Here is a 14,318-nt window from a genome sequence, read left to right on the forward strand (position 1 = left end):
GCCGCGGCGCGGTCCAGGAGACGGGGCTTATGTTCGAACTCGTAGATAGCGCACCCTCGAGCAGTGCGGTCATCAAGGTCGTCGGCGTAGGTGGCGGCGGCGGCAACGCCGTTAACCACATGGTCGAGAGCAATATCGAAGGCGTCGAGTTCATCTGCGCCAATACGGATGCTCAGGCGCTCAAGCGGGTAGCCGCCAAGACCGTACTCCAACTCGGCAACGAGATCACCAAGGGGCTCGGTGCCGGTGCCAACCCCGATGTGGGTCGCCAGGCTGCCATGGAGGATCGTGAGCGCATCGCCGAGCTGATCAGCGGCGCCGACATGGTCTTCATCACCGCCGGTATGGGCGGCGGCACCGGCACTGGCGGTGCCCCGGTCGTGGCGCAGGTGGCCAAGGAGCTCGGGATTCTCACCGTGGCCGTCGTCACCCGCCCGTTCCCCTTCGAAGGGCCGAAGCGCATGCGCGTGGCCGAAGAGGGGATGAGGGAGCTGTCGGAACACGTCGACTCACTGATCACCATTCCCAACGAGAAGCTGCTCTCGGTGCTGGGCAAGAACGCCAGCCTGCTGACCGCCTTCAGTGCCGCCAATGACGTGCTGCTGGGGGCCGTACAGGGAATCGCCGAGCTGATCACCAGTCCCGGCATCATCAACGTCGACTTCGCCGACGTGCGCACCGTGATGTCCGAGATGGGCATGGCGATGATGGGTACCGGTGGCGCCACCGGCGAGAATCGCGCCCGCGAGGCTGCCGAGAAAGCCATTCGCAGCCCGCTGCTGGAGGACATCGACCTGCATGGCGCACGTGGCATTCTGGTCAACATCACGGCCGGGCCGGATCTGTCGATCGGCGAATTCAACGACGTCGGCGCCACCGTGCAGGAGTTCGCTTCGCAGGATGCGACCATCGTCGTGGGCACCTCGATCGACATGGACATGACCGACGAGCTGCGCGTCACCGTCGTTGCTGCGGGTCTCGAAGGGCGACAGGCCAAGGCGACAGGGCGCGAAACCGTCAAGCGTAACGAAGGTAGCGAATATCGTCAGCGTGCCCAGCCGGCCATGCGTCAGCAGAGCGCCATGCCCAAGGCCGAGCCCCAGGAGGCGGTCAAGCCGCAGCCGGAAAAGCGTCGCTCGCCCCAGGAACTGGACGATTATCTCGATATCCCGGCCTTTCTGCGTCGACAAGCCGATTGACAGAAACTATTGCGAGCATAGGCAGGGCCAGGAGATGTTTTTTTTGTTGAAACGCACGTTCGGTGTTATAGTGAACGGTGTTTGATAACTTACAACGGCCTGGCTACTGCCCATGATCAGACAACGCACCCTGCAAAACACCATCCGCGCCACCGGCGTCGGTCTTCATTCCGGGAAGAAGGTGTACCTGACCTTGCGTCCGGCCCCGGTCAATACGGGTATCGTGTTCGTGCGTACGGACCTCGAACCCGAGGTGCAGGTGCCGGCCAGTGCCGCCCTGGTCACCGATACCACCCTGTGCACCGCGCTGTCGCGCGGTGACGTCAAGGTGGCGACCGTGGAGCATCTCATGTCTGCGCTGGCCGGCCTGGGGATCGATAACGCCTACATCGACCTCAGCGCTCCTGAAGTGCCGATCATGGACGGTAGCGCCGGTCCCTTCGTTTTCCTGATTCAGTCGGCGGGTATCGCCGAACAGGAAGCGCCGAAGAAATTCATCCGCATCAAGCGCGAAGTGGTGGTGCAGGATGACGGCAAGGAGGCGCGCTTCCTGCCGCACCAAGGCTTCAAGGTGACGTTTGCCATCGAGTTCGATCACCCGGTCTTCGAGGATCAGAAGCAGACCGCCGTGGTGGACTTCTCCACGACCTCATTCGTCAAGGAGGTTTCGCGCGCCAGAACCTTCGGTTTCATGCGCGATCTCGAGTACCTGCGTGCCAACAATCTGGCCTTGGGCGGCAGCCTCGATAATGCCATCGTGGTCGACGAGTATCGCATCGTCAACGAAGGTGGCTTGCGTTACGAGGACGAGTTCGTCAAGCACAAGGTGCTCGACGCCATCGGAGATCTCTACCTGCTCGGCCATAGCCTGATTGGTGAGTTCCGCGGCGTAAAATCGGGGCATGCACTGAACAACCAGTTGTGCCGGGCGCTGCTTGCCCAGCCCGATGCCTACGAGATCGTCACCTTCGAGAACGAGCGCGAGCTGGCGCCGATCTCCTACGCTCAGCCTATCATGGCCTGATCGCCCAGGCGGCTCGGCCGCCTGTGTGACGCAGCGAAATGCGCCGCCCTCCATGAGGGCGGCGTTTTCTTTCAGGTGAACCCTACCTTCATCGTGTGGGTGATGCGGCGCATCTCCTCGTGCGACGTGATATAGGCGGGCATGGTGTAGAGCCAGCGGCCGAAAGGGCGTAGCCAGACGCCCTGAGCGCGTGCCAGTGCGGCAACACCCTCAAGGTCTTTGGCATCGTTGACCTCGATGACGGCGGTGGCGCCCAGCACCCTGACGTCACGCACCCGAGGGTGGTGGCGAAGCGCCGGGTCGGCGAGCAGCTCTTCGTGCAGCACTCGGTTGAGGCCCGCAATCCTTTCCAGGTAGTTTTCCTCCTCGAACACGGCAAGACTCTCCAGCGCTACGCGGCAGGCCAGGGGATTGCCCATGAAGGTGGGGCCGTGCATGAAGGCGTGCAGCGGTGTATCGCCGACGAAGGCCTCGTGCACACGGTCGGTGGCAAGGGTTGCCGCATGGCCCAGGTAGCCGCCGGTCAGCCCTTTCGAGAGAACCATGATGTCGGGAGTAATGGCGGCGTGGTCGGCGGCGAACATCTTGCCGGTACGGCCAAAGCCGGTGGCCACCTCGTCGAACACCAGCAGTACGTCGAACTCGTCGCAGAGCTCACGCGCCCCCTTGAGATAGAGCGGCGAGGTCATATTGAGGCCGCCGGCGGCCTGCAACAGCGGCTCCATCAGCAGTGCGGCGATTTCATGGTGATGCTGCTCGAGCACAGCGCGCAGGGCAGCGAGATCCTGCGCTACGGTTTCTGGCTCGGCGTCGTAGGGGGCGGTGGGCGCTGGGGCAAAGTGGTGCCTGGGCAGGTAGCCGGCAAACAGGCTGTGCATGCCCTCTTCGGGGTCGCATACCGCCATGCAGCCGCTGGTGTCGCCATGATAGGCCTTCATCAGCGACAGCATGCGATGCTTGCCGGGTTTGCCGCGTAGATAGTGGTATTGAACCGCCATCTTCATGGCTACCTCCATGCCCACCGAGCCGCTATCGGAGAAGAATACGTGCTCGAGTCCGGGTGGGGTGACCCGAACCAGTTCGCGCGCCAGGCGATCGGCGGGATCATGGGTCAGACCGCCCAGCATCACGTGGCAAAGGGTGTCGGCCTGCTCCTTGATCGCCGCCACCAGGCGCGGATGCGCATAGCCGTGGATCATGCACCACCACGAGCAGGTGGCGTCGAGCAGCGTCTCGCCGTTCTCTAGAGTGAAGCGGGGGCCTTCGCCTCCGATGACCTTGGGAGCGGCTTGCTGAGTGAGCAGGTGGGCATAGGGATGCCAGACGGGCGTTGCCATCATGCCTCCGTGAGTGCATTCGTGAGTACGAAGAGGGGGATTGCGAGCGTGCGTAGCTGGTACGCGTCTACGTGGCGGCGATGCGGTGCCGTCGCAGGAAGATGGGAAGATGCTGTCGCTGGGAACGTCACGAAGCTCGGCGAAGGCGAGCCGTGATGGTGCGGATGGGGAGACTTGAACTCCCACGCCCGAAGGCACCAGAACCTAAATCTGGCGTGTCTACCAATTCCACCACATCCGCAGGGCTGGGCAGGCGTCCACATTGTACGGACCCTCGGTCGCAAGTCAATCGCCTTCGGGCAGCTCGAGATGGGCGACGGTGGCGTCGGGTCGCCTTGCCGCGGCAACCCGGCGCAGACGTGGCACCACGCCGAGGCAGGGGGCTTCGAGAGTGCGCCGCAGCGTGGCCAGATTATCGGCATAGAGCGAGGCGTCGCGGGCGAAATCGGCATCGAGCAGGTTGCCGACCCAGCCGGCCAGCTTTGCCCCGTCTGCACGTATGGCTTCGGCCGTCAGACGCGCATGGTTGAGGCAGCCGAGCTTGAGGCCTACCACCAGGATCACCGGCAGGCGCAGGCGCAGGGCCAGCCCCGAGAGGTCCTCGCTGTCGCTGAGGGGGACGCGCCAGCCGCCGGCGCCCTCGATGAGAATGAGGTCGCGGGGGGCGTCCAGCAGGGGGGCGACATGCTCGCATAGCCGGGCAAGGTCGACCTGCACGCCGGCCTGGCGGGCGGCCAGGTGCGGGGCGATGGCGGGCTCGAAGGCGAAGGGGTTGATCTGGTCGTAGGCCACCGCTGGCACGCTGCGTGCCAGCAGGGCGAGGGCATCGTCATTGCGCAGCCCGGCGTCGGTGCGACGGCACCCCGAGGCGATGGGCTTGAGCCCCAGGGTGGTCAGGCCCCGTGAGCGTGCCAGCGCCAGCATGCCGGCGGTGACGAGGGTCTTGCCGGCATCGGTGTCGGTACCGGTCACGAAATAACGGGTCATGCGTCCGCCTCCTTGTCGAGCACCAGGGTCAGTCGTCGATAGCTGACCGGCAGTCCTGCAGGCTCGCGCAGCGATTCGTAGCGGCGCTTGGCACCGGCCAGGTCGGAGCGGGTGAGGCGGGAGGCGGGGCGCGGGGTCTGGGCGCCGACTCCCTTGATCGAGGCCATCACCGCCGCCAGGTCGGGATAGAAGAAGCGCTCCGTGACGGCATTGCACTGAACGTGCCGGAAGCCGGCAAGGCGTGCGCTGGCCAGGTGCCGCTCTCGCGAGCGGAAGTCGAGCAGGGCATCAGGCGACGACCAGGCATGGCTGATCTCGTGCAGGGTGCCGGGCCCCAGGGTATTGATCACTGCCCGGCCACCGGGGCGAAGCACCCGGTTGAGCTCCGCCATCACGGTGTCGAGATCCAGACACCACTGGATGGCCAGGTTGGAAAACACCAGGTCTACCTGCCGGTCAGCCAGGGGCAGGGCGGCGGCATCTGCGCACAGCCAGTCGATGCCTCTCGGGGCTTCGCGATGGGCAACATCGAGCATGCCCGGGGCCAGGTCGAGTCCGAATACACGGCAGTCCGGGCCGAAGCGGGCCGCCAGGCGGCGGCACCAGTGTCCCGGGCCACAGCCCAGGTCGAGCACGCGATCTGCCCGATCGGGCAGGAGTGACCACAATGCTTCGCCCATCTGCAGCTGGGCTTGAGCCAGGCGTGCGTACTGGCCCGACGCCCGGGAAAAAGCGCGGGCAACCTGTCGCCGCCATACGCTTGGCGCATTTGTTTCGTGGTAGGCGGCGGGTACGAGGGAAGGGGTCATGAGGCGACCTCACCTTGGCTGGTGCGGTCGAGGTCGATCTCGCGCGCCAGTGCGACGAGGTGGTTCGCCAAGGCCTCCGGACGGGACAGCATCGGGCAGTGGCCGCTATCGGTGAGGATCCGGTCGGCCGCCTGGTGTGCCGCCTTTCCCATCAGCCTGTCCCGTTCACCGGCGAGCCGATGGATCGGGCAGGGCGGTGAGGCAAGCACGTGGGTAAGGTCGAGACGCGCCAGTTGATCGAGACCCGTGGCCAGGGTCTGACTGGAAGCGCTGGGATACTGGCCTTGAAGATCGAGCAGGCGACGATGTGCTATGCGGACGGCAGGTTCCCCCTGCAACTGCCAGCGCAGGAAGTGTTGCCAGGTTGCATGTGGGTCACGATCGAAGGCACGGCGAAAGGTTGCCAGCTCCGCAGGCCTGACGCCATCCTCGCTACAGAAGCGCGCTCCTGCCCCCACCAGCACCAGGGCACGGGGAGGCGGCAGATGAGACAGCAGCGCGCCGGCCAGCAGTCCACCGAGTGACCAGCCTACCCAGATGCTGTCGCAAGACAGATCGCCGCGCATCTTGGCGGCCAGAGCCGGGAGAGTCGTCGGCAAAACATCGTGGATCCGCTCACCGTAGCCCGGCCAGTCGGGAGTCTGTATCTCGGTGTCATCTGGCCAGTAGGGAGAGAGCGGCTGCCAGATACGCGCATCGATGCCCCAGCCGGAGAGCAGGACCAGCTTCGTCAACTCTCTTCCCCCCTGTGCAGGCGTGCCAGTGTCTCGAGCAGGCGGTCCAGGTCTTTCCGGCCGTGGGTGGCGCGCAGCGTGATGCGTAGACGGGCCTCGCCCCGTGGAACAGTCGGAGGGCGGATGGCGCCGACCAGTAGTCCCGACTCGCGCAGCCGAGCGGCCCAGTGCATGACATCCTGGCTCGCTCCCAGGGCCAGCGGCTGAATGGGGGTGAACGAGTCGGCCAGCGGTAGGTTGAGCAGCGCTGCCTCGTGGCGAAAATAGGCGATGGTGCTCCGCAGGGATTCGCGGCGTTCGGGTTCGGCGGCGAGGACGTCGAGCGCCGCGAGGGTAGCGGCCGCCACGCCGGGCGGCTGGGCGGTGGTATAGACGTAGGGGCGGGCAAACTGGATCAGGTGCTCGACCAATGCCTCGCTGCCGGCAACGAAGGCCCCCCCGGTGCCCAGCGCCTTGCCCAGTGTGCCGACCAGTATCGGAACGCGATCGACCCCGTGGGCACGACCGACGCAGCCGTCGCCATGAGCGCCGAGCACCCCCAGCCCATGGGCATCGTCGACCATCAGCCAGGCAGCATGCCGGGCGCTGATCTCCGCCAGGCCGGCGATATTGGCCACGTCGCCATCCATGCTGAACACGCCGTCGCTGACCACCAGCTTGGCCGAATCGCTCGGCGCCCGACCGAGCAGGCGGTCGAGATCGTCGAGGTCACGATGATGGAAGCGCCGCGAGCGCGCGCCGGCAAGCTCGGCGCCATCGAGCAGGGAGGCATGGTTGAGCCGGTCCTGAAAGACATGAGTGTCGCTGTCGCACAGCGCCTGAAGCGTTCCCAGGTTGGCCATGTAGCCGGTGGAGAAGAGTAGTGCCCGGGGACGTCCGACGAGTTCGGCCAGGCGTCTCTCGAGGGCTTCATGAACCTCCAGATGACCACTGACCAGGTGCGAGGCGCCGGCGCCGGCACCGAACTCGCGTGCTCCCGCGGCCTGAGCTTCGGCCAGCCGCGGGTCGCCGGCCAGGCCAAGGTAATCGTTACCGGCAAAATCGACCAGCCCGGGCTGAAGCGTGTGACGCTCACGCCAAAGCCCCTGGGCATGGCGCCAGGCGGCGGCCTCACTGAGACGCTCGGGCCAGGCGTGGAGGGGGGGCGACATCGCGTTCAGGCCTGGGTGGCGTCATAGGCCAGCGCGGCGCTGCGGGCCTGACGCTCCTGTTGCGCCAGGGCACCTGCGAGCGCGGCTTGCTGGCGGTCGTCGTCATGGCAGGTGTCGCGCCGCTCGGGATGCAGCCCGAGCTTGTCGAATAGGGCGCGGTCGCGGGTGGCCTGCGGGTTGCCGGTGGTCAGCAGCTTGTCGCCGTAGAAGATGGAGTTGGCCCCGGCGAGGAAAGCCAGCGCCTGGGTCGACTCGTTCATCTGCTCGCGACCGGCCGACAGGCGCACATGGCTTGCCGGCATCAGGATGCGGGCGACGGCGATGGCGCGCACGAACTCGATGGGGTCGAGATCTTCCACGTCTTCCAGTGGCGTGCCGGGGACCTTGACCAGCATGTTGATCGGCACCGACTCGGGATGCGGCTCGAGCCGGGCCAGCTGCTGCAGCAGGGCGGCGCGGTCGCGGGGGGCTTCTCCCATACCGAGGATGCCACCGGCACAGACCTTCATGCCCGCCTCGCGCACGTTGGCCAGGGTCTCCAGGCGGTCGGCATAGGTGCGGGTGGTGATGATCTCGCCATAGTATTCCGGCGAAGTGTCGAGGTTGTGGTTGTAGTAATCGAGGCCGGCCTCGGCCAGGCGACTGGCCTGATCGCCGTCGACCATGCCCAGCGTCATACAGGTCTCGAGCCCCAGCGCCTTGACCCGGCTGACCATTTCCAGCACTACGGCGAGGTCCTTCTCGCGCGGGCTGCGCCAGGCCGCACCCATGCAGAAGCGGCTGGCACCGGCCTCCTGGGCGGCCTTGGCCTGGGCAACCACCTTCTCTATCTCCAGCAGCTTCTCCCTGCCCAGCCCGGTGGTGTAGTGTCCCGACTGGGGGCAGTACTTGCAGTCTTCCGGGCAGGCACCGGTCTTGATCGACAGCAGCGTGGAGACCTGCACGGCATTGGCATCGAAGTGGGCGCGATGCACCTGCTGGGCGCGAAACAGCAGGTCGTTGAAGGGCAGGGCGAAAAGGGCCTCTATCTCGGCCAGCGACCAGTCGTGGCGGATGCTGGGGGTAGCTGGGGTGGTCTGGCCGCTCGGGCTGGCGTGCAGGGCATCGGACATGGAGAGGGCTCGCCTTGGTCAACTCGGTGGTTCTTGAATGTTGACTGTGAGCCTACGTGAAATTGGATTTCTGTCAACCTGGTCTGATGTGGAGGTTGACTAGGTGGTGGCAGGCGAATAATGACCTCGCAGGCGGTGTTAAGCTCCACCGCAGTGACACGACAAGGACAAACATCCAATGGAACCGGAGCTGAAGCGCGCGCCGCTGCGAGATGGGATGCCAGGAGGCTCACGATGGTTCGATTGGCTGCGGCCGCTGTGGCAGGGTGTCGACCGCGGCCTGCGTCGAGCCCTGGCTGGGCGCTGCGGTTTCTGCCTGGCGCCTGCCGAGCCCGAACGCCCTTGGTGCCAGGCCTGTTTCGAGGCGCTGCCGTGGAACCTGCCGGCCTGCCCGAGCTGCGCCGAACCGCAGCCGTCGGGCTCGCTGGCGGGAAAGCGCTGCGGCCACTGCCTGACCCGGCCGCCGGCTTTCGTTCGTGCGCGGGCGCCGCTGCGCTACGAGGATGAGGTGGTAAGGCTGGTGCAGCGCTTCAAGTTCCATGCCTCGCCGCGTGCCGGCAATGTGCTGCTCGAGCTGCTGGAAGTCGGCCTGCCGCCTGGGGCCTTGGCCTGGCCCGAGGCGTTGATCCCGGTACCGCTGCATCCCAGGCGTGCACGGGAGCGCGGCTTCGATCAGGCCGACTGGCTGGCCCAGCGCCTGGCGGAGCGCCATGGCCTGCAGCTTTCACAGGCGCAGCGACGCCAGCACACACGCTCTCAGCGCGGCCTCGATCGCGCCGAGCGCTTCCGCAACCTGCGCGGTGGCTTCGAGGTGAAGGGCCAGTTGCCGTCACGCGTGGTCCTGCTCGACGACGTGATGACCACCGGTGCCACACTGGATGCACTGGCTCAGGCCTGTCTGGCGTCCGGTGCCCGGGAGGTGGAAGCCTGGGCAGTGGCGCGCACGCCGCTGCTGATCGAATGATCCGCTGTTGCACCCAGGCTGTTACCATGGGGGCTTTCGTCAGCCGGTGAAGCACATGCACAGCACGCCACATCCCTTCGCAGCCCTGTCGCCGGCCCGTGTCGTGGCGGCCATCGAGTCGCTCGGCTTCTGGTTGCCGGGTGAGCCGTTCGCCTTAAACAGCTATGAGAATCGAGTGTACCTGCTGCATGACGACGAGGGCCGGCGCTGGGTGGCAAAGTTCTATCGTCCCGCCCGCTGGAGCGACGCGCAGATCCAGGAGGAGCACGACTTTCTGGATGAGCTGGCCGCGGAAGGCGTCGCCGTGGCGCCACCCTGGCGCAATGAGGGCGGCATTAGCCTGCATCATGCCGAGGGCTTTCGGCTTGCCCTGTTTCCCCAGCTGTCGGGCCAGGCTCCGGAGCTGGAGAACCCTTCCCACCTGTTTGCCCTTGGCGAACTGATCGGTGCCGTGCATGCGGTTGGCGAGCGTGGCGAGTTCCAGCATCGGGTCAGACTCGACCTGGATGGCATGGTGCGAGAGGCGCGGCAGCGCGTGCTGACGGCACCTTGGCTGGATCGTCGCCAGCGCCAGGCCTACGAACGTATCTCCGAGGCGCTGCACAAAGCGTTGCAGGCTCATGCCTGGACGCCGCAGCAGACGATCCGGGTGCAGGGCGACTGCCACATCGGCAACCTGCTCGGCCGCGACGACGCCTTCTCCCTGGTCGACTTCGACGATGCCATGATGGCGCCCGCCGTGCAGGACCTGTGGATGTTTCTCACCGCCGAGCACGAAGCGGAGTGGCACATGCAGCTCTCGGAGGTGCTGGAGGGCTACGAACAGCACCGTGAGTTCGATCGCCGCGAGCTGGCGCTGATCGAACCCTTGCGTACGCTGCGCCTGATGCGACACAGCGCCTGGCTGGTGGCGCGCTGGGACGACCCCGCCTTTCCCCCGGCTTTTCCCTGGGTTGCAGATGCGGGTTATTGGGACGCGCACATTCGCCAGCTGGAGCAGCAGCGCCTGGTGCTTGATCGTTCGCCGCGCTGGCTGTCTTGAAACTGGAGGGATGCGCACCCGCCGGGGGTGCGCAAAGCCGAGAGAACTCAGTTGCTGTCGGGGTCGGGTCGCTCGGCGGGGACCGGGTTGGCCACACCGGCCCCGTCGGCCTGGCGGCGTTGCTCGTTGATGCGTGCGGAGGGGTTGTCCTGCTCCTCGATCTCCAAGGAGCTGGCGAGCTTGAGATGAAAAGCATGATCCTTCGACAGTTCGCAGTGGCCGGCATCGCACACTGCCAGCCCGTAACTACCGTCCATTTCGTACGCGGCAGCGGAGATATCACCGCTATAGATGTCGCTGTCGCCACCATCAGTTTCGACGCAGGTCAGCGCCTTGGCGGCAATGCGCAGGCGGTCGCCTTCCTGGCGAGCGTCGCCCACCACGACGCAGTATTCAGGCAACTCATGGGTGGCGTCGTCAAGGCTGCTGACGGGGCGAAGCAGAATATCGTCGCGGCGTCCGTTCTCCTCTTCGAGAACGAGATCGTCGATGACCTGGAAAGCAACGACGGCATCCTTGGGTACGGCAAGGGTACCAGCCGAGGCGTGCAGGGGCATGAGGAGAAGGGCCAGTCCGCTGGCGGTCAGTATCGCGTCTGAAATCTTGCTCATATCGGGCTCTCGGGGGACCAGGCTGCGCGTATCGGCAGTTTCAAGGCCGTTATTTTACCATAGCCACCTAGGGGTGGCAGCGGAACGAATGTCGCAGGATGTCGTTTTGAGGCATACCGCCTGCGGCGGATCTTCGGTTACGGTAGAATATCGTCCAGAGGCGCTAAAAGTTATACAAGCAATATTTTTGTGCACACCTATTGTATGAATTCACGACGATGGCCGGGCCATCGCGAGACGAACGGTACACTGAGTCGCAGGGCCTGACCATGAACGAAGAGCTTGCCAACTTCTATCGCCAGATCATTCTCGAACTGGGCGAGGACCCGGACCGGGAGGGCCTGCGGGATACCCCGAAACGTGCCGCCAAGGCGATGCAGTTTCTCACCCGAGGCTACTCCCAGACTCTCGAAGAGATCATCAACGGCGCCGTTTTCAAGAGCGAGACCGACGAAATGGTGTTGGTCAAGGACATCGAACTCTATTCGATGTGCGAGCATCACCTGCTGCCCTTCATCGGCAAGTGCCATATCGCCTACCTGCCGAATGGCAAGGTGTTGGGGCTTTCCAAATTCGCTCGCATCGTCGATATGTACGCCCGGCGCATGCAGATCCAGGAGAACCTGACGCGGCAGATCGCCGAGGCCGTGCAGCGGGTCACCGGTGCGCGCGGCGTGGCGGTAGTGATCGAGGCCCGGCACCTGTGCATGATGATGCGCGGTGTGGAGAAGCAGAATTCCAGCATGACCTCTTCCGTGATGCTGGGCGCTTTCCGCGAGAACCAGCCCACACGGCAGGAGTTCCTCACCCTTGTCAACGGCCGCTGACGGGGCGGGCCCCGTGTCGACGACCGTTCCTTGCCCGGAGCCACGCCATGACGCTGCATGCCCTGGACGATCAGCATCTCGATCACGATATGGCCACGATTCGCATCAAGAATCTGCGCCTGCGTACGTTTATCGGCATCAAGGAGGAAGAGATCAACAACCGACAGGATGTGGTGATCAACGCCGTGATCCGCTATTGGGCCGATGAAGCGGTGGCGTTCAACCTTATCGAGCAGGCGCTCAACTATCGTACGATCAGCAAGCAGATTATCGAACGAGTGGAAGGGGGCCGCTTCCTGCTCCTGGAGCGCATGACGCGCGAGGTACTCGACCTGATCATGAGCCATGAGCAGGTGCTAGCGGCGCAGGTCGAGATCGATAAGCCTCATGCGCTGCGTTTCGCCGACTCGGTTTCCATCACGCTTTCGGCAAGCCGGGAGTCGCGTCAAGATCGCTGAGGATGCCCGCGTCTCCTCGTGGGCCCGTCTGGATTTGGTGGCAACGGGGCTTTGCGCTTAGCATGAGGCCCTATTGCCTAGCCGACAGAGAGACGATCGTTTGGAACGCGACAGCTCCTCCCGGGATTCGCCGCGCCGGCGCCACGCCCCCTGGGCCATGACGGCCATCGTCACGGCACTCGTTGCCCTGTTGTTCCAGGGCAGCCTGCTGCCACTCAATCTCGCTGCCGCCCTCCTTGCCGTGATGGGCCTGCGTCAGATTCATCGTCAGCCCGAGCGCTACTTCGGCCGTGCGCTCTGCTGGATTGCCATCGCGTTGGTCCTGATACTTGCCATACTTAACGCTATGCTTCAGCCGCCAGGACAGGAAGGCGTTCCCGAGGACGTACCCGAGCAGCGCAGCACTGAGGCCCTGTGAGACGGGGCAGGGCGCGGCATGAATTCACCCATACTCGGTACAGGCCCCGCGAGGCCAGGAGAGACAACATGGAAGCCCTCAAGGAAACACAACTCTATTGCCCTTTCGCCTACATCGACGGCAGTTGGGTTGCGGCCGAAAGCGGCGAACAGATCGAAGTCGTCAATCCGGCCACGGGAGAGACCTTCGGCACCGTGCCAAGGCTAGGCCGGAGCGAGACCGAACGAGCCATCGCCGCCGCCGATACGGCGCTCGTCGGCTGGCGAGCGCTCACCGCACAGGAGCGTGCCGATATCCTGATGAAGTGGCACGACTTGATGTTCGAGCACCAGGACGACCTGGCGATGATCATGACCCACGAGCAGGGCAAGCCGCTCAAGGAGGCGGCTGGCGAGATCGCCTATGCGGCGAGCTTCCTGCGCTGGTTTGCCGAGGAGGCGCGGCGGGTCTATGGCGAAACCATTCCCGCGGCCAAGCCCAACCAGCGCATCGTGATCACCAAGCAGCCGGTCGGTGTGGTCGGTGCGATTACGCCATGGAACTTCCCTGCGGCCATGATCACGCGCAAGGCCGGCGCGGCATTGGCGGCGGGCTGCACCATCGTCATCAAGCCGGCTAGCCAGACGCCGTTCTCGGCGACTGCCATGGCGCTGCTGGCCGAGCGTGCCGGGGTGCCCCGCGGCGTGTTCAACGTGGTGCCGGGGCGTGCCAGCGAGATCGCCGCGGCAATGACCGAGTCGCCCCTGGTACGCAAGATCACCTTTACCGGTTCCACCGAGGTGGGCCGTGAGCTGATGTCGCGGGCCTCCCAGCATATACAGAAGATCTCCCTGGAGCTGGGCGGTAACGCGCCGTTCATCGTCTTCGAGGATGCCGACCTGGACGCAGCGGTAGAGGGCGCCATGGCGGCCAAGTTCCGCAATGCCGGCCAGACCTGCATCTGCACCAATCGCTTCCTGGTGCAGTCGAGCGTGATCAATGCCTTCTGCGAGAAGCTGGCAGTGGCGATGAACAGTGAATTGAAAGTCGGCGATGGTACCGAGCCGGACATCAACATCGGGCCGCTGATCGACGAGAATGCGGTGACCAAGGTCAGCGAGCACGTGCACGATGCCGTGGACAAGGGAGCGGAGCTGCTATTGGGCGGCCACCCCCATCCGCTGGGCGGGAACTTCTTTACCCCGACGCTGATCAGCTTCGCCACTGGCGACATGAAGGTCGCTCATGAGGAGACCTTCGGCCCCTTGGCGGCGGTGTTTCCCTTCGAGGACGAAGAGGACGCCGTGCAGATGGCCAACGACACCCAGTATGGCCTTGCCTCCTACTTCTACTCGCGTGACCTGGGACGCGTGTGGCGAGTCGCCGATGCCCTGGAGTACGGCATGGTGGGCATCAATACCGGCCTGATCTCCAACACCGCGGCGCCGTTCGGCGGCGTCAAGGCCTCGGGCCTCGGCCGCGAGGGCGGCCACCAGGGGATCGATGAGTTTCTCGAAACCAAGTACCTCTGCATCGATCTTGGTTAATAAACGGGCTGCGCTCGGTCATACGGCGTTGAAAACTGGCTTAGAATGCTCACTTACAGCAGTAAGCTCCGCTTCTTCGCCAGTTTTCGCCTTGTCTGACCGTCGCTCGCACCGTTTCT

At 64.9% G+C, this 14,318-nt stretch carries 15 protein-coding genes and 1 tRNA gene; 8 read left to right on the plus strand and 8 right to left on the minus strand.

Annotated features, from left to right (window positions below):
• The first annotated feature begins 29 nt into the window (after nucleotides 1-29).
• Entirely contained in the window at nucleotides 30-1,199 is a 1,170-nt protein-coding gene (ftsZ, locus tag ACRWQA_RS07795) for a cell division protein FtsZ (RefSeq protein WP_263580390.1), read from the plus strand.
• 112 nt (nucleotides 1,200-1,311) lie between these two features.
• Complete coding sequence (lpxC, locus tag ACRWQA_RS07800; RefSeq protein WP_263580389.1) at nucleotides 1,312-2,223, plus strand: UDP-3-O-acyl-N-acetylglucosamine deacetylase; 912 nt, start codon at nucleotides 1,312-1,314, stop codon at nucleotides 2,221-2,223.
• A gap of 71 nt (nucleotides 2,224-2,294) precedes the next feature.
• Here lpxC and bioA read toward each other — a convergent pair whose 3' ends face one another.
• From bioA to bioB, 7 genes are all read right to left on the minus strand, one after another.
• Nucleotides 2,295-3,560 carry an adenosylmethionine--8-amino-7-oxononanoate transaminase gene (bioA, locus tag ACRWQA_RS07805; RefSeq protein ID WP_434231752.1) on the minus strand — a complete coding sequence of 422 codons (1,266 nt, stop codon included), beginning with the start codon at nucleotides 3,558-3,560 and terminating at the stop codon, nucleotides 2,295-2,297.
• Between the two features lie 156 nt (nucleotides 3,561-3,716).
• A tRNA-Leu gene (locus tag ACRWQA_RS07810) sits at nucleotides 3,717-3,801 on the minus strand.
• A gap of 44 nt (nucleotides 3,802-3,845) precedes the next feature.
• A complete protein-coding gene (bioD, locus tag ACRWQA_RS07815) occupies nucleotides 3,846-4,547 on the minus strand; it encodes a dethiobiotin synthase (RefSeq protein ID WP_263580387.1) in 702 nt (233 codons plus the stop codon).
• Nucleotides 4,544-5,356, minus strand: coding sequence for a methyltransferase domain-containing protein (locus tag ACRWQA_RS07820; RefSeq protein ID WP_434232440.1), 813 nt, complete (start codon nucleotides 5,354-5,356; stop codon nucleotides 4,544-4,546). Before ACRWQA_RS07820 ends, bioD begins: the two co-directional genes overlap by 4 nt.
• Complete coding sequence (locus ACRWQA_RS07825; RefSeq protein ID WP_434232443.1) at nucleotides 5,353-6,090, minus strand: alpha/beta fold hydrolase; 738 nt, start codon at nucleotides 6,088-6,090, stop codon at nucleotides 5,353-5,355. The genes ACRWQA_RS07820 and ACRWQA_RS07825 overlap by 4 nt, the downstream gene beginning before the upstream one ends.
• The gene (bioF, locus tag ACRWQA_RS07830) at nucleotides 6,087-7,241 is read right to left on the minus strand and encodes an 8-amino-7-oxononanoate synthase (RefSeq protein WP_434232446.1); all 1,155 of its coding nucleotides are present in this window, start codon (nucleotides 7,239-7,241) and stop codon (nucleotides 6,087-6,089) included. Before bioF ends, ACRWQA_RS07825 begins: the two co-directional genes overlap by 4 nt.
• A 5-nt stretch (nucleotides 7,242-7,246) precedes the next feature.
• Complete coding sequence (gene bioB / locus ACRWQA_RS07835; RefSeq protein WP_434232449.1) at nucleotides 7,247-8,353, minus strand: biotin synthase BioB; 1,107 nt, start codon at nucleotides 8,351-8,353, stop codon at nucleotides 7,247-7,249.
• 178 nt (nucleotides 8,354-8,531) lie between these two features.
• On the opposite strand from bioB, the gene ACRWQA_RS07840 reads away from it, so the two are divergent.
• Nucleotides 8,532-9,317 carry a ComFC family protein gene (locus ACRWQA_RS07840; RefSeq protein ID WP_434232452.1) on the plus strand — a complete coding sequence of 262 codons (786 nt, stop codon included), beginning with the start codon at nucleotides 8,532-8,534 and terminating at the stop codon, nucleotides 9,315-9,317.
• Between the two features lie 55 nt (nucleotides 9,318-9,372).
• Nucleotides 9,373-10,359 carry a serine/threonine protein kinase gene (locus ACRWQA_RS07845; protein WP_434232454.1) on the plus strand — a complete coding sequence of 329 codons (987 nt, stop codon included), beginning with the start codon at nucleotides 9,373-9,375 and terminating at the stop codon, nucleotides 10,357-10,359.
• A 47-nt stretch (nucleotides 10,360-10,406) separates the two neighbouring features.
• On the opposite strand, the gene ACRWQA_RS07850 is transcribed toward ACRWQA_RS07845, so the two are convergent.
• On the minus strand, nucleotides 10,407-10,970 hold the full coding sequence (locus ACRWQA_RS07850) for a hypothetical protein (protein WP_263580380.1): 564 nt from the start codon (nucleotides 10,968-10,970) through the stop codon (nucleotides 10,407-10,409).
• Between the two features lie 269 nt (nucleotides 10,971-11,239).
• Here ACRWQA_RS07850 and folE point away from each other — a divergent pair, with 269 nt between their 5' ends.
• The 4 genes from folE (at nucleotide 11,240) to ACRWQA_RS07870 (ending at nucleotide 14,199) form a co-directional block, all read left to right on the plus strand.
• The gene (gene folE / locus ACRWQA_RS07855) at nucleotides 11,240-11,797 is read left to right on the plus strand and encodes a GTP cyclohydrolase I FolE (RefSeq protein ID WP_263580379.1); all 558 of its coding nucleotides are present in this window, start codon (nucleotides 11,240-11,242) and stop codon (nucleotides 11,795-11,797) included.
• A gap of 47 nt (nucleotides 11,798-11,844) precedes the next feature.
• Nucleotides 11,845-12,255, plus strand: coding sequence for a dihydroneopterin triphosphate 2'-epimerase (gene folX, locus ACRWQA_RS07860; protein WP_263580378.1), 411 nt, complete (start codon nucleotides 11,845-11,847; stop codon nucleotides 12,253-12,255).
• 100 nt (nucleotides 12,256-12,355) lie between these two features.
• Entirely contained in the window at nucleotides 12,356-12,673 is a 318-nt protein-coding gene (locus ACRWQA_RS07865; protein WP_434232458.1) for a hypothetical protein, read from the plus strand.
• A 68-nt stretch (nucleotides 12,674-12,741) separates the two neighbouring features.
• Nucleotides 12,742-14,199, plus strand: coding sequence for an NAD-dependent succinate-semialdehyde dehydrogenase (locus tag ACRWQA_RS07870; protein ID WP_434232460.1), 1,458 nt, complete (start codon nucleotides 12,742-12,744; stop codon nucleotides 14,197-14,199).
• The last annotated feature ends 119 nt before the right edge of the window (nucleotides 14,200-14,318 follow it).

It is taken from the genome of Billgrantia sp. C5P2, from assembly GCF_051062895.2.